The sequence below is a fragment of the Bradyrhizobium sp. USDA 4011 genome (assembly GCF_054063415.1).
In genome coordinates, this window is record NZ_JBSSGG010000001.1 from 8,434,490 (window position 1) to 8,455,483 (window position 20,994).

The 20,994-nt window shown below is 65.3% G+C and carries 17 protein-coding genes; 11 read left to right on the plus strand and 6 right to left on the minus strand.

The window, feature by feature from the left end; all coding sequences use genetic code 11:
• Positions 1–32: 32 nt before the first annotated feature.
• From ACVW1C_RS40105 to mgtE, 6 genes are all read left to right on the plus strand, one after another.
• The gene (locus ACVW1C_RS40105; RefSeq protein WP_456762928.1) at positions 33–2,489 is read left to right on the plus strand and encodes an ATP-binding protein; all 2,457 of its coding nucleotides are present in this window, start codon (positions 33–35) and stop codon (positions 2,487–2,489) included.
• Between the two features lie 17 nt (positions 2,490–2,506).
• A complete protein-coding gene (gene ntrX / locus ACVW1C_RS40110) occupies positions 2,507–3,877 on the plus strand; it encodes a nitrogen assimilation response regulator NtrX (RefSeq protein WP_028331957.1) in 1,371 nt (456 codons plus the stop codon).
• A 386-nt stretch (positions 3,878–4,263) separates the two neighbouring features.
• Positions 4,264–4,512, plus strand: a complete 249-nt coding sequence (gene hfq / locus ACVW1C_RS40115; RefSeq protein ID WP_006020546.1) for an RNA chaperone Hfq — start codon at positions 4,264–4,266, stop codon at positions 4,510–4,512.
• 11 nt (positions 4,513–4,523) lie between these two features.
• The gene (hflX, locus tag ACVW1C_RS40120; RefSeq protein WP_456762929.1) at positions 4,524–5,918 is read left to right on the plus strand and encodes a GTPase HflX; all 1,395 of its coding nucleotides are present in this window, start codon (positions 4,524–4,526) and stop codon (positions 5,916–5,918) included.
• A gap of 34 nt (positions 5,919–5,952) precedes the next feature.
• Positions 5,953–7,128: an FAD-dependent oxidoreductase gene (locus tag ACVW1C_RS40125; protein ID WP_456762930.1), complete on the plus strand. Its 1,176-nt coding sequence runs from the start codon at positions 5,953–5,955 to the stop codon at positions 7,126–7,128.
• 158 nt (positions 7,129–7,286) lie between these two features.
• Complete coding sequence (gene mgtE, locus ACVW1C_RS40130; RefSeq protein WP_456762931.1) at positions 7,287–8,657, plus strand: magnesium transporter; 1,371 nt, start codon at positions 7,287–7,289, stop codon at positions 8,655–8,657.
• Between the two features lie 180 nt (positions 8,658–8,837).
• On the opposite strand, the gene mazG is transcribed toward mgtE, so the two are convergent.
• Entirely contained in the window at positions 8,838–9,692 is an 855-nt protein-coding gene (gene mazG, locus ACVW1C_RS40135) for a nucleoside triphosphate pyrophosphohydrolase (protein ID WP_456762932.1), read from the minus strand.
• Between the two features lie 128 nt (positions 9,693–9,820).
• Here mazG and queC point away from each other — a divergent pair, with 128 nt between their 5' ends.
• Positions 9,821–10,540 (plus strand): 7-cyano-7-deazaguanine synthase QueC, encoded by a 720-nt coding sequence (queC, locus tag ACVW1C_RS40140; protein WP_456762933.1) that lies wholly within the window; start codon positions 9,821–9,823, stop codon positions 10,538–10,540.
• Positions 10,541–10,913: 373 nt separating this feature from the next.
• On the opposite strand, the gene ACVW1C_RS40145 is transcribed toward queC, so the two are convergent.
• From ACVW1C_RS40145 to nthA, 4 genes are all read right to left on the minus strand, one after another.
• Positions 10,914–11,954 carry an IS110 family RNA-guided transposase gene (locus tag ACVW1C_RS40145; RefSeq protein ID WP_456758036.1) on the minus strand — a complete coding sequence of 347 codons (1,041 nt, stop codon included), beginning with the start codon at positions 11,952–11,954 and terminating at the stop codon, positions 10,914–10,916.
• Between the two features lie 218 nt (positions 11,955–12,172).
• On the minus strand, positions 12,173–12,550 hold the full coding sequence (locus ACVW1C_RS40150) for a nitrile hydratase accessory protein (protein WP_456762934.1): 378 nt from the start codon (positions 12,548–12,550) through the stop codon (positions 12,173–12,175).
• The gene (nthB, locus tag ACVW1C_RS40155) at positions 12,550–13,209 is read right to left on the minus strand and encodes a nitrile hydratase subunit beta (RefSeq protein ID WP_456762935.1); all 660 of its coding nucleotides are present in this window, start codon (positions 13,207–13,209) and stop codon (positions 12,550–12,552) included. The genes ACVW1C_RS40150 and nthB overlap by 1 nt, the downstream gene beginning before the upstream one ends.
• The gene (gene nthA, locus ACVW1C_RS40160) at positions 13,206–13,835 is read right to left on the minus strand and encodes a nitrile hydratase subunit alpha (protein WP_456762936.1); all 630 of its coding nucleotides are present in this window, start codon (positions 13,833–13,835) and stop codon (positions 13,206–13,208) included. The genes nthB and nthA overlap by 4 nt, the downstream gene beginning before the upstream one ends.
• 74 nt (positions 13,836–13,909) lie before the next feature.
• On the opposite strand from nthA, the gene ACVW1C_RS40165 reads away from it, so the two are divergent.
• Positions 13,910–14,716 (plus strand): enoyl-CoA hydratase/isomerase family protein, encoded by an 807-nt coding sequence (locus ACVW1C_RS40165; RefSeq protein ID WP_456762937.1) that lies wholly within the window; start codon positions 13,910–13,912, stop codon positions 14,714–14,716.
• Positions 14,717–14,743: 27 nt separating this feature from the next.
• On the opposite strand, the gene ACVW1C_RS40170 is transcribed toward ACVW1C_RS40165, so the two are convergent.
• Positions 14,744–15,991 (minus strand): DUF763 domain-containing protein, encoded by a 1,248-nt coding sequence (locus ACVW1C_RS40170; protein WP_456762938.1) that lies wholly within the window; start codon positions 15,989–15,991, stop codon positions 14,744–14,746.
• 388 nt (positions 15,992–16,379) lie between these two features.
• Between ACVW1C_RS40170 and ACVW1C_RS40175 the strand changes: the two genes are divergently transcribed.
• The 3 genes from ACVW1C_RS40175 to ACVW1C_RS40185 are packed head-to-tail and all read left to right on the plus strand — an operon-like array spanning position 16,380 to position 20,982.
• A complete protein-coding gene (locus ACVW1C_RS40175) occupies positions 16,380–17,399 on the plus strand; it encodes a TRAP transporter substrate-binding protein (protein WP_456762939.1) in 1,020 nt (339 codons plus the stop codon).
• A 22-nt stretch (positions 17,400–17,421) separates the two neighbouring features.
• Complete coding sequence (locus ACVW1C_RS40180) at positions 17,422–19,308, plus strand: TRAP transporter large permease (protein WP_456762940.1); 1,887 nt, start codon at positions 17,422–17,424, stop codon at positions 19,306–19,308.
• A gap of 24 nt (positions 19,309–19,332) precedes the next feature.
• Positions 19,333–20,982 (plus strand): acyl-CoA synthetase, encoded by a 1,650-nt coding sequence (locus ACVW1C_RS40185; protein WP_456762941.1) that lies wholly within the window; start codon positions 19,333–19,335, stop codon positions 20,980–20,982.
• Positions 20,983–20,994 lie beyond the last annotated feature (12 nt).

A 20,994-nucleotide genomic window follows, 5' to 3' on the forward strand; every position in this document is an offset into this window, starting at 1 on the left:
CGCGGGCGATCGCACTCAGCTCAATTGCCGGTATGACCAGCGCAGAGACCACCGCTTCGACGTTACACGCGCCCCCGGCCGAGCCCAATGCAGAGGCGCGGGGCTTCCCGCTGCGGCGCTGGCTGGCGCCGTTCGCCGTGGCGATCGCGCTGCTGTCCGCCTTCCTGACCTTCGTGGTGCTGACCGGCCTGACCCCGATCGAGCCGACCTCAGACGTCGTCCGCTCCTTCCTGATGATCAACGCCGCCACGATCCTGCTGCTGGTCGGCATCATCGTCAGGGAAGTCTGGCAGATGGTGCAGGCGAGGCGGCGCGGCCGGGCGGCGGCACGGCTGCACGTGCAGATCGTCGGCCTGTTCTCGGTGATCGCGGTCTTGCCCGCCGTGCTGGTGTCGATCGTCGCCAATGTCACCATTGAGCGCGGCCTCGACCGGCTGTTCTCGGGTCCCACCAAGCAGGTGATCCAGAACTCGCTGACGATCGCCAGCGCCTACATGCAGGAGCACGCGCAGCTCATCAACGGCGACACGCTGGCGATGGCCAACGATCTCGCTCATGCGCGTCCGCTCTACGACCAGGATCGCATGACGTTCCTGCAACTCCTGACCGCCGGCGCCGAGGCGCGCAATTTGCCGGTCGCGGTTCTGATGGACAAGGACGGCAAGATCGTCGCCAGCGCGCAAACCGGCGTTCGCTTCAACTATGAAGCGCCGCCACCCGACATCCTCAAGGATATCAACGAGACCGAGCCGAAGATCTCGGTCTTTCCTGAAAACTACGTCGCCTCCGTGGTCCGCCTGCGGGCCTATGACGACATGTTCCTGTATGTGGCGCGTCTGCTCGATCCGGCTGTCGTCGCCCAGCTCAAGCAGACCCAGACCAGCGCCGCCGAATACGCCCAGCTCGAGACCCGCCGGCTGGGCATCCAGGTGGCGTTCGCGCTGATGTTCGCGGTGATCGCGCTGACCATCCTGATGGCTTCGGTGCTGATCGGCCTGAATTTCGCCAACGGGCTGGTGTCGCCGATCCGCCAGCTGATGGGCGCCGCGAGCGAGGTCTCGACCGGCAACCTCAATGTCCAGGTGCCGGTCCACAAATCGGCAAGTGACCTCGCGATGCTCGGCGAAATCTTCAACAAGATGACCCAGGAGCTGCGCACCCAGCGCAATGAGCTGGTCGACGCCAGCGAGACCATCGACAGCCGCCGCCGCTTCATCGAGGCGGTGCTGTCGTCGGCTAGCGCAGGGATCATCGGGGTCGACGCCTCCGGCACCATCGGCGTGCTCAATCGCTCGGCGGAGAAGCTGATCGGGCATGCCGAGTCGGAGACGCTCGGCCATCCGCTCTCGGACGTGCTGCCGGAGCTCGACGAGATGATGAGGACCGCACGCGAGGGCACCCAGCGCCTGGTGCAGGGGCAGGTCACGATCCTGCGCGACGGCAATGAGCGCAATCTGTCGGTTCGCGTCTCCGCCGAGCAGACCAGCCAGTCCCGCGACAGCTACATCATCACGCTCGACGACATCACCGAACTGGTCTCCGCGCAACGCACCTCGGCCTGGGGCGACGTCGCCCGCCGCATCGCCCACGAGATCAAGAACCCGCTGACCCCGATCCAGCTCTCGGCCGAGCGGATCCGCCGCAAGTTCGGCAAGACCATCACCGAAGAAAAGGACAAGTCGATCTTCGAGCAGTGCACTGACACCATCGTGCGCCAGGTCGACGACATCAGGCGCATGGTCGACGAGTTCTCGCGCTTCGCGCGGATGCCGAAGCCCGTGATCGAAGGCGAGGACGTCGCCGACGTGGTGCGTCAGGCGGTGTTTTTGATGAAGGTCGCGCATCCGGATCTCGACATCGAGGCCGACATCAAGCAGTCGCCCCTGCCGGCACAGTTCGACCGCAGGCTGATCTCGCAGGCGCTGACCAACATCATCAAGAACGCGACCGAGGCGATCGAGCAGGTCCCGCGCGAGGAGCTCGGCAAGGGCCGCATCGACGTCGTGGCGCAGCGCGAAGGCGACGACATCCTGATCGATGTCGTCGACAACGGCATCGGCCTGCCCAAGGTCGCCCGTGCGCGCCTGCTCGAGCCCTATGTCACGACGCGTGCGAAGGGCACCGGCCTTGGACTTGCGATCGTCGGTCGCGTTCTGGAGGACCATGGCGGTCGCATCGAACTCAAGGACGCGTCCGATTTCCGCGAGGGCCAGCGCGGTGCCTGGATGCGGCTGCGCTTCTCCGTCACGGGCCAGGCGGCCAAACCGGAGAGCAAGGAACAAAAGCCGGACGTGAAATCATCCGACCCCGACAGCGAAAAAAATCCGCCGCAAGAGCCGACCAACGGCCCGGCACAGGCGACCAACAATGAACCAAAAATCCAACAACTAATCCAAGAACCCGATCAGCAAGAACCAAGTAACCAAGAGCCAAATGCGCAAGAGCCAAGAAGCCAACAGCCACGAATCAAAGCCGCGACGGGCGACTGACAACGCAGGTGTAACCCATGGCAAGTGACATTCTGATTGTCGACGACGAAGCTGACATTCGTGACCTCGTTGCGGGTATCCTGGACGATGAGGGGTTCTCCACGCGCACCGCGCGCGACAGCGATTCGGCGCTGGCCGAGATCGCCAACCGCCGCCCGAACCTGGTCTTCCTCGACATCTGGCTGCAGGGCTCCAAGCTCGACGGCCTGCAGCTGCTCGAGCAGATCAAGAAGGACAATGCCGATCTGCCGGTCGTGATGATCTCCGGCCACGGCAACATCGAGACCGCCGTCGCGGCGATCAAGCGCGGCGCCTATGACTTCATCGAGAAGCCGTTCAAGTCTGACCGGCTGATCCTGGTCGCGACCCGCGCGCTGGAGACCTCGCGGCTCAAGCGCGAGGTGAAGGAGCTCAAGCAACTGGCGCCGGCTGCGAGCGTCCTGACCGGACGCTCGGCCTGCATGAACCAGCTGCGCCAGACCATCGACCGCGCCGCCAAGGCCAACAGCCGCATCCTGATCGTCGGTCCCTCCGGCGCCGGCAAGGAGCTCGCCGCGCGCACGTTGCATCATGCCTCCGGGCGCGCCGAGGGGCCGTTCGTGGTGATCAATGCGGCCGCGATCACGCCGGAGCGCATGGAGATCGAGCTGTTCGGCATCGAGGGATCGAACGGCGAGCAGCAGCGCAAGGCCGGTGCGCTCGAGGAAGCGCATGGCGGCACGCTGTTCATCGACGAGATCGCGGACATGCCGCGCGAGACCCAGAACAAGATCCTGCGCGTACTGGTCGATCAGACCTTCCAGCGCCAGGGCGGCACCGGCAAGGTCCATGTCGACGTCCGCATCATCTCCTCGACCGCGCGCAATCTCGAGGAGGAGATCGCGGCGGGCCGTTTCCGCGAGGATCTCTATCATCGCCTCTCGGTGGTGCCGATCCGGGTGCCGCCGCTGTCGGAGCGCCGCGAGGACATCCCCGAGCTGATCGACTATTTCATGGACCAGATTTCGGCGGCGACCGGCCTGCCGAAGCGGCAGATCGGACAGGACGCGATGGCCGTGCTGCAATCGCATGTCTGGCCGGGCAACGTCCGCCAGCTCCGCAACAATGTCGAGCGCGTGATGATCCTGGCCGGCGGCGGGCCGGAGGCGATCATCACCGCCGACATGCTGCCGCAGGACGTCGGCTCCATGGTGCCGGCGATGCCGACCTCCAACAATGGCGAGCACATCATGGGCTTGCCGCTGCGCGAGGCGCGCGAGGTGTTCGAGCGCGATTATCTGATCGCCCAGATCAGCCGCTTCTCCGGCAACATCTCGCGCACCGCGGAGTTCGTCGGCATGGAACGCTCGGCCCTGCATCGCAAGCTGAAGGCGCTCGGGGTCGGCTGACGCACGGGGTCGGCTGATCCCGATACGCCTGGGCGGGCAATCGCCGGCGGCTTGGCGCGAAGCCTCGGCGGTTACCGCCGGGGAAGCAGGAGCCAGGCTCGGGTCCGGGTGGGCGCGCGAGGCGAGGGCAGGGCCGGCACAACCCGGGGATTTATCCACTCTCCACGAGAATATTCGTCTCTTTCCCTGCGCTTTCTTAGAATTGCCACCGTGTTCCTACCGACTGCCGCGCGAACCGGCTTGCCTAAAAACCGCGCGTGGCCTCTAATCCTACCGCTACGCCTGCCAGAGGGGGATCTCAGGGAAGGCGGGCAGCCGGAGGAGGCTCCGTCAGAGAGCCGCAACCGGTTTAATAAAAAGAAGCACAAGCTTGCGGGACAAAAACAATGGCGGCAGACCGCGCACAAAATCTACAAGACACCTTCCTTAATCACGTTCGTAAAACAAAAACGCCACTGACGATATTTCTGGTCAACGGGGTAAAGCTGCAGGGCATTGTCACATGGTTCGACAATTTCTGCTTGCTGCTGCGGCGCGACGGTCACTCGCAGCTTGTCTACAAGCACGCGATCTCGACCATCATGCCCGGCGCTCCGATTCAGCTGTTCGAAGGTGGTGAGGACGCACCGGCTTGAGAGTGAATTGATTGGAACCCTTCAATCCTGAAGGGGGCGTCGACCGGACCAAGTCTAGGCCCGGGTCGGCGGGGGACTTGAGCACCGGGCGGGTGGTCGTCATCGGCCCGTACCTGCGCATGCGCCGTGGCGACGGCGATGCGCAAACGGATTCCTCTGTCCGCGACTTCGAAGCGCGGATCGAGGAAGCCGCCGGCCTCGCCGGTGCGATCGACCTCACTGTGGTGGAATCCGTCGTCGCGCCGATCAGCCAGATCCGGCCCGCGACCTATCTCGGCAAGGGCAAGGTCGAGGAGATCAACGGCCTCGTCGCCGGCGACAAGGTCGAACTCGTGGTGATGGATTGCGCGTTGTCGCCGATCCAGCAGCGCAACCTCGAGAAGGCCTGGAGCACCAAGGTGCTCGACCGCACCGGCCTGATCCTGGAAATCTTCGGCCGCCGCGCCAAGACCAAGGAAGGCGCGCTGCAGGTCGAGCTTGCCCATCTCAATTACCAGCGCAGCCGCCTGGTGCGGTCATGGACCCATCTCGAACGCCAGCGCGGCGGCTTCGGCTTCATGGGCGGCCCGGGCGAGACCCAGATCGAGGCCGACCGCCGCCTGATTGGCGACCGCATCACGCGGCTTGAGAACGAGCTGAAGAAGGTGCAGGCGACGCGGCGGTTGCATCGCGCCGGACGCCAGCGCGTGCCATACCGCGTGGTGGCGCTGGTTGGCTACACCAATGCCGGAAAATCAACCCTGTTCAACCGCCTGACGCGCGCCGACGTGCAGGCTGCGGACATGCTGTTTGCGACGCTCGACCCGACCCTTCGCGCGCTCGACCTGCCGCATGGCGGCAAGGCGATGCTGTCGGACACGGTCGGCTTCATCTCCAATCTGCCGACCCAGCTGGTGGCCGCGTTCCGCGCCACGCTGGAGGAGGTGCTGGAAGCCGACATCATCCTGCATGTCCGCGACATCTCCCACGAGGATGCGGAGGCGCAGGAGCGCGACGTCGAGGCGGTGCTGCACCAGCTCGGCATCGATCCCGACGCCGACGGCGGCCAGCGCATCATCGAGGTCTGGAACAAGATCGATCGCTTCGATCCGGAGGCGCGGGACAATCTGCGCAACATCGCCGCGCGCCGGCCGCCGGAGCGGCCGTGCTTCCTCGTCTCGGCCGTCACAGGCGAGGGGATCAATGAGCTCCTGGCCGCGATCGAGGACCGCCTCGCGGCCAAGCGCATCACGCTCAATCTTTCGATCGACGCCTCCGACGGCGCCGGCATCAGCTGGCTGCATCGCAATGCCGAGGTCCTGAACAAGGAGCTCAATGGCGAGCGCTTCGACATGACGGTGCGGGTCGACGAGACCAAGCGCGACATCGTCATGTCACGATTCGATGCTCTGCCGCACGGGATGTAGCGTCCCGGGAATCCGCGGGCGGCAAGGGGGAACGATGTTCAACCGTCGAACATTTCTCGGCGGCGGCCTGGCAAGCGCTGCGGTCGCAGGGATCTCAACGCGTGGCGTTGCCGACAACGCTGCTTTCGTCGACGCGCCCGCGCTCCGGCCGGTTCTTGCGCGTCCAGACCGCATGTTTCGTGTCACCGTATGCCTGCGTCCGTTCCGCGCCGCCGGTCCGCGCATCGAAGCGGAATGGATCGACAGCAAATATGTCGTCCACAATTACGGACACGGCGGCAGCGGCTGGTCGCTGTCCTGGGGCGCCGCGCAGGAGGCCGTGCCGCTCGCCCTGCAATTGAGCGCGCGCAACATTGCTGTCCTCGGCGCCGGCGCGATCGGTCTGACGACGGCGATCACCGCCCAGAGGATGGACGCGACCGTGACGATCTACGCCAAGGAGCGCTTCCCGCAGGTGCGCTCGGCGCGTGCGACCGGGGACTGGTCGCCGGATTCGCGTATCGCGATGGAAGCAGATGTCACGCCGGACTTTGCCGACCGCTGGGAGCGGGTGGCCCGGACGACCTTTGCCACCCATCAAAGCTATCTCGGCCTTGCCGGCAATCCGATCGAATGGACCGATCGCTATTTGCTGTCCGACGATGCGCCCGACGCCGACGGCCGCCCGCACAGGCGCCAGCATGCCTCGGGCGCCGGCTCAAAGAAATTCCTCGAATTGCGCGGCCGGATCAGGTCGCTCACGCCGCGATGGGACTTGCTGGCCGCCGGAGCAAATCCGTTTCCGGCGCCGTACGCGTGGAAGAGCGCCTCGCTGACCTACAACGTCACGGATCTCTACCGTCAGCTCGAAGCAGAGTTTCAGCGGGCCAGTGGACTCTTCGTCCCGATCGAACTGCACACGCCGTCCGATCTTTCGAAGATCCGCGAAACCGTCATTGTCAATTGCACCGGCTACGGCGCCCGTGCGCTGTTCCGTGACGAGAGCATCGTTCCGGTGCGCGGCCAGATCGCCTGGCTCATCCCCCAGCCGGATGTCAATTACGGCGTCTTCTACCGCAACCTCAGCGTCCTCGGCCGGCGCGACGGCATCGTTGTCCAGCCGGTCGGCGAAAACGACTATTTCGCCTTCAACGACGACAACGAAACGCCGGATCTTGCCGCCGCGCGCCAGGCGGTGGACGACGCCGCGAAACTGTTCGGCCGGGCCTGAGCGGCCCTCCGGGACGGCACCTCGCAATCTCCCGAAATGTGACGGCGCCGTGACGCGGCTTCACTCGACCGCGCCTGCGACGTGCCGCCGCACTTTCTGTTTGAAATCTGCGCCGCCTTGGTTCATTGCGCTGCTGGACGCAAAGCCGAGGCGGATCGATGCAGGACACCAGCGAAACCATTACCCACGACACGCTCGCCGGCCAGAACGGGGACCTTGCCCATGTGCGGGCGCCCGAGATCGTCGATGCCCTCAATGCCCGGGAGCCGGCGGATGCGGCGAAGCTGCTGCAATCGCTGCCGGCCGAGAAGGCGATCGAGGTGCTCGACCTGCCCGGGCTCGACAACACCTGCGAGATCCTGGCCGAACTGCCGAAGGACACGGCGGTGTCGCTGCTGTCGGGCGTCTCCGACGACCGCGCCGCCGACATCTTCAAGGAGCTGGTCGAGCCGCTGCGCACCACGCTGCTGAACGGCCTCAATCCGGATACCCGCAGCGTCATCTCCGGGCTGCTGGCCTATCCCGAACGCAGCGCCGGCAGCATCATGACGACCGAATTCGTCAGCGTGCCCTCGAACTGGACCATCGCCGAGGTCCTGCATCACATCCGGATGGTCGAGCGCACCCGCGAGACCGTCTATTCGATCTTCGTGATCGACCCGGTCAAGAAGACGCTGATCCAGGCCGTGCCGCTGCGCCGCCTGATCTCGGCCGATCCGCATGCCAATGTGCTCACCGCGGCACCGGCGCGGAAGCCGCTGATGATCTCGCCGGAGGCCGACCGCATGGAGGCGGCGCGGCTGATCTCGCGCTACGATCTGCTCGCGGTCGCCGTCGTCGACGGCCCCGGCCATATCCTCGGCATCGTCACGGTCGACGACGTCATCGACGCCATCGTCGAGGAATCGACCGAAGACGTCCAGAAGTTCGGCGGCATGGAAGCGATCGACGAGCCGTATCTGCGGATCGGCTTCCCCGAAATGATCAAGAAGCGCGGCGGCTGGCTGTGCGCGTTGTTCCTCTCGGAAATGCTGACCGCAACCGCGATGCAGTCGTACCAGAGCGAGCTCGAGAAGGCGATCGTCCTGACGCTGTTCATCCCGCTGATCATGAGCTCCGGCGGCAATTCCGGCTCCCAGGCCACCTCGCTCCTGATCCGATCGCTGGCGTTGCATGAGGTGCGGCTGCGCGACTGGTGGCGCGTCGCCTTGCGCGAACTGCCGACCGGCATCGTGCTCGGGTCCATTCTGGGGGTGATCGGCATCGTCAGGATCACGCTCTGGCAGACGCTGGGCTTGTTCGACTACGGCCCGCATTGGATGCTGGTGGCCATGACCGTCGGCGCCGCGCTGGTCGGCATCGTCACCTTCGGCTCGCTGTCCGGATCGATGCTGCCGTTCATCCTCAAGCGCATCGGTTTCGACCCGGCCAGTGCCTCCGCGCCGTTCGTCGCGACGCTGGTCGACGTCACCGGCCTCGTAATCTATTTCGGCGTTGCTGCCGTGATCCTGCACGGGACGCTGTTGTGAGGTGAGGGGACGCATCTGCGTATTTTGACGCGGCCACGTCCCACATACTCGATGTCGTCCCTGCGAAAGCAGGGACCCATAACCACCGGCCATCGTTGTTGAGCTCGGTCGCAGTTCCGCACCCACGACCGCGCCAGTTCATCACTCACGCGGTACTGGTACCGTCAGCCTACCGATAGATCACGCGGTATGGGTCCCTGCTTTCGCAGGGACGACAGCAGTGACGACAGTCTTCGCCTCGTTCCACAACGCATCCATCTCCTCAAGCGTCGCGCCCTCGAGCGAGCGTCCCTTCGCAGCGAGGGCCTTTTCGATATAGGCAAAACGCCGCTCGAACTTGGCGTTGGTCGCGCGCAGCGCGGTTTCGGGATCGGCGTCGACGTGGCGGGCGAGGTTGACCAGCGCGAACATCAGATCGCCGGTCTCCTCCGCGATCTCGGCTCTGTCGTTGCGGTCGAGCGCGGCCTCGATCTCATCGGCCTCCTCGCGGATCTTGGCGAGCACCGCACGCGGGTCGTTCCAGTCGAAGCCTACCGTGGACGCCTTGCGCTGCAGCTCCATCGCGCGCGTCAAGGCAGGGAGGCCCGCCTTCACGCTGGCGAGCAAGGATGCGTGCGCGGTCTCTTCCGGCGGTCGCCGAGCGGCGCGCTCGGCCTTCTCCTCGGCCTTGATGCGCTCCCAGGCGCTCTTGACGCCGGCGGGCTGGATATTGCCGTCCTTGTCGGCAAAGACGTGCGGATGACGGCGGATCATCTTCCTCGTGATCGCCTCGACCACGTCGCCGAACGCAAACGCGTTCTGCTCCTCGGCCATCCTTGCGTGATAGACCACCTGCAGCAGGAGGTCGCCGAGCTCCTCGCGCAAATCCTCGAAATCGCCGCGCGCGATCGCATCCGCGACTTCATAGGCCTCCTCGATCGTGTAGGGCGCGATGGTCTCGAAATTCTGTTCGAGGTCCCACGGGCAGCCGGTCACCGGCGTGCGCAGCGCAGCCATGATCTCGATCAGGCGGGAAATGTCGCGGGAAGGGGTCATCGGGCACCGGACTGTGAGCGGTATATGCCTTATGCCAAATCAGCCCCGTCGATCCCAGCAAAACGCGCCGGAATCGCGGCGCTGTCCACCGATTGGCCGTGGCGCCAAGGAGTGGTAAAGCGCGTTCCATGACCGATCAGACCAATTCCGACACCGCGCTGGTGCTGTTTTCCGGCGGCCAGGATTCCACCACCTGCCTGGCCTGGGCGTTGGACCGCTTCGCGCGCGTCGAAATGCTCGGCTTCACCTACGGCCAGCGCCACGCGATCGAGCTCGACTGCCGCGACCGCCTGCTGGACGGGATCAGGGCTCTGCGGCCGGACTGGGCAGCAAAGCTCGGCGACAGCCACACGCTCGCGATCCCGACGCTGTCGGAGATTTCGGATACCGCGCTGACCCGCGACGTCGCAATCGAAATGGGCGCGGACGGCTTGCCCAACACCTTCGTGCCCGGCCGCAACCTCGTGTTCCTTACGTTCGCCGGGGCGCTGGCCTATCGGCGCGGCATCCGCCACATCATCGGCGGCATGTGCGAGACCGACTATTCCGGCTACCCGGATTGCCGCGACGAGACCATCAAGGCGCTGCAGTCCGCGCTCAGCCTCGGCATGGCGAGGGACTTCGAGCTGCACACGCCGCTGATGTGGCTCGACAAGGCCGCGACCTGGCGGCTCGCGCACGAGCTCGGCGGGGCAGGGCTGGTCGATCTGATCCGCGAGCACTCGCACACCTGCTATCTCGGCGAACGCGGCGCGCAGCACGATTGGGGTTACGGCTGCGGCGAATGCCCGGCCTGCAGCCTGCGGGCCAAGGGCTGGCGGGAGTATGTCGCGCAGGGCGGCCCGTAACCGCGGGCGGACCGCCGTCCGCAGGGGCGCACTACCAAAATATCGAAAACAACCCCATGCAAAGGAGATCGCGAACCATCCTCATCGTCGTCCCGGCGAAGGCCGGGACCCATATGTGGACGGCCCCCGTGGCACAAGAGCTTTCTGGGATTGATCGGATCGCTTGCATCCATATGTCCGGCCTGTTGAGTGCGATCGAATGAATCGCTGGCCAAGATGGTTTGCGCGATGCGAGTTCCAAACAACCACGCGACCTGTTGACGGCCGATGGGTCCCACGGATTGTCTCGCATCGTTGCTCGATCGATCGCTCCATCTGCTCTTGCAGCTCCGGTCGGTCGGTCGGCGAGCGAGCCCGCCGGCCGGCCAATCTGTTAAGCGGTACCCGTCGTAGCGGCATTCAGCCGTGCGGCGTCATAACTCTCACCCGTCACCATCAGCTTCCAGGCGATGCGCGCCACCTTGTTGGCAAGCGCTACGGCCGCAAGCTTCGGCGGCTTGCGCTTGATCAGCGCCAGTAGCCAGCGCGAGTGATGACCGCGTCCGCGCCTGGCCTGCTGGATCACCGCCGTGGCCCCGACGACCAGCAGACGGCGCAGGTCCTCATCGCCCGCCCGCGTGATCTTGCCAAGCCTGGTCTTGCCTGCGGTGGAGTGGTCCTTGGGTGTCAATCCCAGCCAGGCCGCAAAGTGACGACCAGAGCGGAACGCGGCCGGATCAGGTGTCTTCATCACCAGCATCGTTGCAATGATCGGACCGATCGACGGAATCTGCGCCAGGCGCCGGCCCGTGGCATCGCCGCGGTGCCAGGCCATCAGCTTGGCCTCAACCGCCTCCAACTCGTCCTCGAGCCTGACGCACTCCCGGCCCAGCATGGCAAACAGCTCGCGCGCCAGAGCGGGAAGCGTCTCGTCCTGCGCGATCCGCGCCAGCAGCGGTTCGATCGCCTCCAGCCCCTTGGGCGCGATCAGGTCATACTCCGCCGCATGGCCGCGGATCGTGTTGGTCAATTGGGTGCGCCGGGCGATCAGTCCGTCGCGGACCCCCATCAGCATCAGCGCAGCCTGCTGCTCGGCGCTTTTCACCGGCACAAAGCGCATGCTCGGCCGGCTCATCGCCTCACACAGGCCTTCTGCGTCTCGCCCGTCATTCTTGTTCCGCATCACGTAGGGCTTCACCAATTGCGGTGCCATCAGCTTCACCTCATGGCCCAGCCTGGAAAGCTCTCGCGCCCAATATTGCGACGCCCCGCAGGCCTCCATCCCGATCACCGTCGGCGGCAATTTGGCGAAGAACTCCAGCACGAGTTTGCGCGAAAGCTTCTTGCGTAAGACCGGCTGCTCGGACGCATCAACCCCATGCAGCACAAAAATATGCTTCGACGTATCCATCCCAATGCGGATAATCTGGTTCACGGACGGCTCCCATGTCTGAGATTTGTAACAACCTCATTCTGGCACACTGATGCCGTAGGGGGCCGTCCACACCATCAACCACGAGTGGTTATTGTTGAGCGATGCTGGAACGACGAGTCGCGTTCACGCAATATTCGCCGCGGAGTATGGGTCCCTGCTTTCGCAGGGACGACAGCTGTGAATGCGGCGCGATCTGGGCGCACGGCGGAAACGCGCCGCTACTCAAAATCCGCCGCCGTCAGCTCGATCGGCTGGCCGTGCGGGGTGCGGTCGGCGGCGCGGTCCCAGGCGTCGCGGTAGCGGTGCAGCGCGTCCTTCGTCGTCACGCCCTTGGCGGCCACGAGGTGTTCGAGGGTCGCGAGCCAATGCTGGTAATAGGTGTCGCCGGTGTCGGGATCGCCGGCAGCCTGCGCGCGCTTGATCTCATCGGCGAGGGCGGCGGCCCATTCGGGCCAGGTGAACACGCCGCGGTCATGCAGCGTCAACGCCATGGCGAACGCCTGCGCCTCCCACGGTGCGCGGAACACCGGGCCGTCCTGATCGCGGGGAATGCTGGGCACGGCGCTGGTCGCGCGCGCGGCGGCGCCGGCATCCATCAGATCGCCTCCAGATACGGTTCGAACGCGTCGATCGAAACCTTGATGGTCGGATCGGAGTCCGGCCCCCACAGTTCGCGTCCATCGAACACGACGGTGTACAGCCATTGCGGATGCTCGCCGGCGTCGTTCGCCGCGGTATCGGGGAACACGTGACAGCCATGATCGCGCTCGACCACCCCGACATGACCGCGCACATAGCGCGGCAGCCGCGTGTGCGTGGCGGGATGGATGTTCTTCGCCCGCACCCGATCGCCGGCCTTGAACTTCGCCGGCGCCGGTGCGGCGCGGCCGAACTTGCCGCGCACCATGATGCGCTCGACGTCGGCGATCGAGAACTTGCCGTGCTTGAGCGATTTCGCCGGCGCGACGGAATGTCCGGCAGCGACGTCGTCCTTCGAGATAAAGCCCTTGTCGAGCAGCAGGGCTTCCAGCCCGAGCAGCCATTTCCTGTAGTAGGAGCTCGACAGATAGACTTCCGGGGGCAGGGTCTCGCGATAGAAGCGCGATGCATCGATGTTGAAGGCGCCGGCCGCGCCCATCGCGCGGACCATGGCGAGCACCCGCGATTCCCATTCCTGATGGAACATCGGCTCGTTCGGCTCGGGCTCGACCTTGCCGAACCCGTCCATGCCGCCCATGTCGTGGACGCCGTTCACGACGGTGCTCCCGGCGTTTTCGGGAATCCGGTGCCGATCATGGAATCGCGCGTCACGAGTTCGGCGAGCTGTTCTTCGCTCCAACCCTCGGTGCCCGCGGGCCGCATCGGCAGCACCAGAAAGCGCGTCTCTGCGGTGGAGTCCCAGACGCGGATTTCCGTCTCCTTCGGCAGGCTCACGCCGAAATCGGCGAGCACGCCGCGCGGATCCTTGACCGCGCGCGAGCGATACGGCGAGGCCTTGTACCAGACCGGCGGCAGGCCGAGCATCTCCCAGGGGTAACAGGAGCACAAAGTACAGACGACCATGTTGTGACGGCCAGGCGTGTTCTCGATCGCGACCAGATGGTCGCCGACCCGGCTGACATGGCCGAGGGTGCCGACCGCCTTGCTGGCGTCCTCGAGCAGCGCCTTCTTGAAGGAGGGATCGGTCCAGGCCTTGGCGACGACCCGGGCGCCGTTATGCGGGCCGATCTTCGTCTCATAAGCCTGCACGATGGCGTCGAGCGCGGCAGCCTCGACATAGCCTTTCTCGGTCAGGATCGATTCCAGCGCGCGCACGCGCAGTTCGGTCTCGGACAGTTCGGAATGGTCGTGATCGTGGTGGTGATGATCATGTTCGCTCATGCCTACAGAATAGGCGAAATCGCCGTGCTATGTCGAGGCAAGCAGTACACAACAATGCGAGCGGGGAGGTATGCGTGGTTGACGATGTGACGATCGAGAAGGGCCTCGGACCGGAGGGGCGCATCGCCGTGGTGCGGTTCGACCGTGGCGACGGTATCAACGCGCTGTCGCCGGAGGCGCTGCGGCAGCTGACCGATGCGGCGCGCAGCTTCGAGGACGATGGCGAAACCTCGGTGGTGGTGCTGACCGGCGGCGCCAAATCGTTCAGCGCCGGCTTCGACCTCAAGGATGCCGAAGGACGCTCGCGCCAGACCATGGACATGGGCGCACTGCGCCGTCACCTGAAGCTCGGGCCGCGGCTGACGCGCGCCTGGCACGAGATGGAGCAGGTCACGATCGGCGCGATCGAAGGGTTCTGCGTCGGCGGCGGCGTGGCGCTCGCGGTTGCGCTGGATTTTCGGGTCATGGCGCGCAATGCGCATCTGCGCGTGCCGGAGATCGCGCTCGGCATGAACATGAGCTGGCAGAGCGTGCCGCGCATGCTGCATTTGATGGGGCCGGCGCGCACCAAGCAGGCCGTGATCCTGGCCGACGATCGGATCTCTGCCGACGAGGCTTACGAATGGGGTCTTGTGGAGCAGGTGACTGATCCGGGCAAATCCTACGAGGCTGCGATGGCGCTCGCGGCCAAGGTCGCCGCCCAGCCGCCGATTTCGGTGGCGATGACCAAGCTGACGGTCAACCGGCTGGCCCATGCGCTCGACGATCTCGCCAGCCACATGGATCTCGACCAGTTCGCGCTGGCGAGCCTGACCGACGATCACAAGGAGGGCGTCGCGGCCTTCCTCGGACGGCGCAAGCCGCGCTTCCGGGGGCGCTGATAGGTGTCGCGGTCGACAAGCGCCGCACTAGCGTTTGGTGATGCGGCCGCGGCCGGCGAGGTCGGCCTCCCAGCCGAACACCGAGCGGCCGTCGAGATCCGGCGAACGCGCGCGCTCATTGGCCACGTAAGCATCGAAGGACGGACCGGTTGCGGTCAGCTCCAGCCTGCGGGCCTGGTCATCCAGCCGCTTCAGCGCCTGCAGTTCTTCGTCGCGGCCGAGCTTGGCCTGCTGCACCGCCGATTTCAGCACGCCGATGGTCTCGTCATAGACCTTGATCGGCACCGGAAACGGATGACGGTCCTTGCCGCCATGCGCGAGCGAGAAACGCGCCGGATCGCGGAAACGGTACGGCGTCCCGTGGACGACCTCCGCGACCATGGCGAGCGACTCGACGGTGCGGGCGCCGACGCCCGGCGTGAGCAGCAGCTCGGGGAAGTCCAGCGGCCCGCGCTCGGCCGCGGCGGCGAGGGTGCCGTGCAGGCGGCGGATGAAGACATCGCTCGAGCGCACATCGTGATGCCCGGGCATGATCAGGTGCAACAGATCGCCCTGCGCCGCCACCTGCTCGGTCAACTCGGCATATTCACGCGCGATGCCATCGGGACCGAGCGCGGCGAGCAGATCGAGCTGAGCCTGGCGCGAGGCGTCGGCGCGGTGATCGGTGAGATTGACGATCTCGCCCTGCGCTGGACCGTCGATCGCGCTGTGCGGCTCGTCGACGAAGCTGCGCAGCCCCTCGGAATGCCAGTGGTAGCGTCGTGCCTGCCGCTTGTGATCGTTCATGCCTTGCTGGACCACGGTCCATTTGCCGTCCGCGGTGACGAAGAAGCCGTGCAGGTAGAGCTCGAAGCCGTCCTGGACCGCGGCACTGTCGACCTTGGCGACCAGACGGCTGGCGCGGGTGAGGGCAATGCCATCGACGCCGGTCCGGTCGCCCAGCGCCGACAATTCGTCCGGCGTGCGCCGCGAATGCTTGCCGCGGCCGCCGCAGACGTAGATGCCGAGCTCGTCCTGCAGCGGCGCCAGCCCGCGCTTGAGCGCGCCGATGACGCTCGTGGTGATGCCCGACGAATGCCAGTCCATGCCCATCACGGCGCCAAACGACTGGAACCAGAATGGATGCGAGAGCCGCTGCAGGAATGCGTCACGGCCGTAATGATGGACCACGGCCTGCGTGATGATCGCGCCCAGCGTCGCCATGCGCTGCGCCAGCCACGGCGGCACGCGTCCACCATGAAGCGGGAGATCAGCGCTGCCGGTCCGTCGGGCCATTGGTCTCCAAGCCTCCACGAGGCGCCATTGAATCGCGGGCAGACTATCAGGCAAATCCGCAAACCCCGGCGTCAAGTGATACGGACGCCCATATCTGTAATTCGCATAAGGTATATTATGGAATATTTATATCTACAATTAGATCAGGTATTTAGTGGAAAATCTTCGCACAAGGCCGCAGCTTGTCGCCCGACGACCGCTGGTTCGACTGCTCGCGGCAGCACGACGATCCACCCAACCATCCTCTCGTCAGAAAGCCGATATTGCCGCCGCCTACGGACACTGCAATAAGCGCCAGCTGTGCAGAGATCGCTGGTGACCCCGCGGCGTCAGGTCCGTATAGGATTGGCATCTCAGAACAACAACAAGCCTCTCGAGGGAGAAACCGATGAGCTTTTCACGACGCACGCTACTGAAGGTCTCGGCCGCTTCCGCCGTCATGGGCGGCATTGGCGCGCCTTATGTCGCGCGCGCCCAGTCCGCCGAATTCTCTTACAAGTTCGCCAACAACCTGCCGGAATCGCACCCGCTGGTGGCTCGGGCCCGCGAGATGTCCGCGGCGATCAAGACCGAGACCAACGGCCGGTTCGACCTTCAGGTGTTCCCGAACAACCAGCTCGGCTCGGACACCGACGTGCTGAGCCAGGTGCGCTCCGGCGGCGTCGAGTTCTTCACGCTGTCCGGCCTGATCCTGGCGACCCTGGTGCCGGCGGCTTCGATCAACGGTATCGGTTTCGCATTCCCTGACTATCCCACGGTCTGGAAGGCCATGGATGGCGACCTCGGCGCCTATGTGCGCGGCGAGATCAAGAAGGCCGGCCTCGAGGTCATGGACAAGATCTGGGACAACGGCTTCCGCCAGACCACGTCGTCGACCAAGCCGATCAACGGGCCCGACGACTACAAGGGGTTCAAGATCCGCGTGCCGGTATCGCCGCTCTGGACCTCGATGTTCAAGGCCTTCGACGCCTCGCCCGCCTCGATCAATTTCAGCGAGGTCTATTCGGCGCTGCAGACCAAGATCGTCGAGGGCCAGGAAAATCCGCTGGCGCTGATCTCGACGGCGAAGCTGTATGAGGTCCAGAAGTATTGCTCGCTGACCAACCACATGTGGGACGGCTTCTGGTTCCTGATGAATCGCAGAGCCTGGGCGGCTCTGCCGGACGATATCAAGACCATCGTCGCCAAGAACGTCAACGCGGCGGCCGTCAAGGAGCGCGAGGACACCGAGAAGCTCAACGCCACCGTGAAGCAGGAGCTCACCGGCAAGGGCCTCGTGTTCAACCAGCCCGAGGTCGGGCCGTTCCGCGACAAGCTCCGTGCCGCCGGCTTCTACGCCGAGTGGAAGGGCAAGTACGGCGAGAAGGCCTGGGATCTGCTCGAGAAGTCCGTCGGCAAACTGTCCTGATCGATCAAGCGGGAGGCTTGCCATGGCGCATGTCGAGATGACACCGGCCGTGGCCGGCGAGGCGGCGTCACAGCCCCCTCGCCGCCGCTCTGTTCTCGGTTCTATCGAGGCGGCGCTCGGATGGCTGGTCGAAATCCCGGCGGCGATCCTTGTCGTCGCCGAGGTCGTCATCCTGTTCGCCGGCGTGGTGTCGCGTTATGTGCTGCATGCGCCGCTCATCTGGTCCGACGAACTGGCGTCGATCCTGTTCCTGTGGCTCGCCATGCTGGGATCGGTGGTCGCGCTCCGTCGCGGCGAGCACATGCGCATGACGGCGCTGGTGGCCAGCGCCGGACCGCGGCTCTGGGCCTATCTCGACGTCGTCGCGACCTGCGCAGCGCTGGCGTTCCTGATCCTGATCGTGCGGCCGGCCTATGAATACGCCTACGAGGAAAGCTTCATCACGACGCCGGCGCTGCAGATCTCCAATACCTGGCGCGCGGCGGCGCTGCCGGTCGGCACCTGCCTGATGGGACTGTTTGCGCTGCTGCGGCTGGCGCGGGTCGGCGACGTCAAAACCTTCCTGCTGGCCGCGCTGACGGTCGTCGCGTTGATCGGCGTGTTCTGGCTGGCGCAGCCGATGCTGCGGCCGCTCGGCAACCTCAATCTGATCATCTTCTTCGTCGGCGTGGTCGGCTTCTGCGTGTTCGCCGGCGTGCCGATCGGCTTTGCCTTCGGCATGGCGATCTTCGGCTATCTGGCGCTGACCACGCGGACGCCGCTGATGGTGCTGGTCGGCCGGATGGACGAGGGCATGAGCCACCTCATCCTGCTGTCGGTGCCGCTGTTCGTCTTCCTCGGCCTCCTGATCGAGATGACGGGCATGGCGCGCGCGATGGTGGCGTTCCTGGCGAGCCTGCTCGGGCATGTCCGCGGCGGCCTGCATTACGTGCTGGTCGGCGCCATGTACCTGGTGTCCGGCATCTCCGGATCGAAGGCCGCCGACATGGCCGCGGTCGCACCCGTTCTGTTCCCGGAAATGAAGGAGCGCGGCGCCAAGCCGGGCGATCTGGTCGCCCTGCTGGCCGCGACCGGCGCCCAGACCGAAACCATTCCGCCGAGCCTCGTCCTGATCACGATCGGCTCGGTCACCGGCGTCTCGATCTCGGCGCTGTTCACCGGCGGATTGCTGCCGGGCGTCGTGCTGGCAATCACGCTGTCCGGACTGGTGTGGTGGCGCTACCGCGGCGAGAACTTGAGCCACGTGCAGCGCGCCACCGGCAGCGAGATCGGCAAGGCGTTGATATTCGCCCTGCCCGCATTGGCTCTGCCCTTCGTGATCCGCTACGCCGTGGTCGAAGGCATTGCCACGGCCACCGAAGTCTCGACCATCGGCATCGTCTACGCCTTCGTCATCGGCCTCCTGATCTACCGCAAGTTCAACTGGCGGCGGCTATTGCCGATACTGATCGACACGGCGTGCCTGTCGGGCGCGATCCTCTTCATCATCGGCACCGCGACCGGCATGGCCTGGGGCCTGACCCAGTCCGGCTTCTCGCGGGCGCTGGCGGCGTCGATGACCGGGCTGCCGGGCGGTTCGGCGACCTTCATCGCGGTCTCGATCCTGGCCTTCGTGATCCTCGGCAGCGTGCTGGAGGGCATTCCGGCCATCGTGCTGTTCGGGCCGCTGCTGTTTCCGATTGCGCGCCAGGTCGGCGTCCACGAGGTGCACTACGCCATGATCATCATCCTGGCGATGGGCATCGGATTGTTCGCGCCGCCGTTCGGCGTCGGCTATTATGCCGCCTGCGCCATCGGGCGCGTCGATCCGGCCGAGGGTATTCGGCCGATCTGGGGCTACATGCTGGCGCTGTTGATCGGCCTGATCATCGTCGCCATCTTCCCCTGGATATCGATTGGATTCCTTTGAGAACCTAGCGGATTGGATAGAGCCATGAGTGCAGCTCAAAACCAGTACTCGATCGGGCTGGACAAGACGCCCGCCAATTACGTGCCGCTGACGCCGCTGAGCTTCCTGGCCCGCTCGGCCGCGGTCTATCCCGACCATGTCAGCGCGGTCTATGAGGGCCGCAGCTTCACCTGGAAAGAGACCTACGAACGCTGCAAGCGCTTTGCGTCTTATCTTGCAGGCCACGGCATCGGCCATGGCGACACGGTCGCGGCGATGCTGCCGAACATCCCGGCGATGAACGAGTTGCACTTCGCGGTGCCGATGACCGGCGCGGTGCTGAATGCGCTGAACATCCGCCTCGATGCGGCGTCGATCGCGTTCCAGCTCGATCATGGCGGCGCCAGGATCATCCTGGTCGACCCCGAATTCTCCGGCGTGATCGCGGAAGCCCTGACCCTGATGAAGGGCGCAAGGCCGTTCGTGATCGACGTTGACGATGCCGCCTTCAGCGGCGGCAAGCGGATCGGCGAGATCGAGTATGAGGCGGCGGTCGCCTCAGGCGACCCCGCATTCGTGGAGCGGCCGCCGGCCGACGAATGGGATGCGATCGCGCTGAGCTACACGTCGGGCACGACAGGCAATCCGAAGGGCGTCGTGACGCATCACCGCGGCGCTTATCTCAACGCCGTCAGCAACATCCTCGCCGGCAATCTCGGCCAGCATCCGGTCTATCTCTGGACGCTGCCGATGTTTCACTGCAACGGCTGGTGCTTCCCCTGGACGATCGCGGCGACCGCCGGCGTCAATGTCTGCTTGCGCAAGGTCGATCCGGTAAAAATCTTCGAGCTGATCCCGAAACACGGCGTCACCCACATGTGCGGCGCGCCGATCGTCTACAACACGCTGATCAACGCGCCCGACGCGCCGAAGGGCGGCAAGGCGAAGCCCGTCGTCGGCCTGATCGCTGGTGCCGCGCCGCCGGTTGCGGTGCTCGAAGGTGCCGAGCGCATCGGCATCAAGCTGACCCATGTCTATGGACTGACCGAAGTCTATGGGCCCGCCTCCGTCTGCGCCGAGCAGCCGGGCTGGGATGCGCTGTCGGCCGATCAGCGCGCGCAGCTGAAGCGACGCCAGGGCGTGGCCTACCCGCTGCAGGAAGGCGTCACCGTGCTCGACCCCGAGACCATGCGCGAGGTGCCGCGCGACGGCGAGACCATCGGCGAGGTCATGTTCCGCGGCAACATCGTGATGAAGGGCTATCTGAAGAACGAGAAGGCGACGCACGAAGCGTTTGCCGGCGGCTGGTTTCACACAGGCGATCTCGGCGTGCTCGATGAGCACGGCTACGTCATCATCAAGGACCGCTCCAAGGACATCATCATCTCCGGCGGCGAGAACGTCTCTTCGGTCGAGGTCGAGGACATCCTCTACAAGCACCCGGCCGTGCTGTTTGCGGCGGTCGTCGCAAAACCCGATCCGAAATGGGGCGAAGTGCCCTGCGCGTTCATCGAGCTGAAGGACGGCGCCAAGGCGACCGAGGCCGAGATCATCGCCTATTGCCGCGAGCATATGTCGGGCTTCAAGACGCCGAAGTCGGTGGTGTTCGGCGTGATCCCGAAGACCTCGACCGGCAAGATCCAGAAATTCCTGCTGCGCAACCAGGTCGGATCGGCCAAGGCGATTACGGCCTGAGCAGAAGCCGCC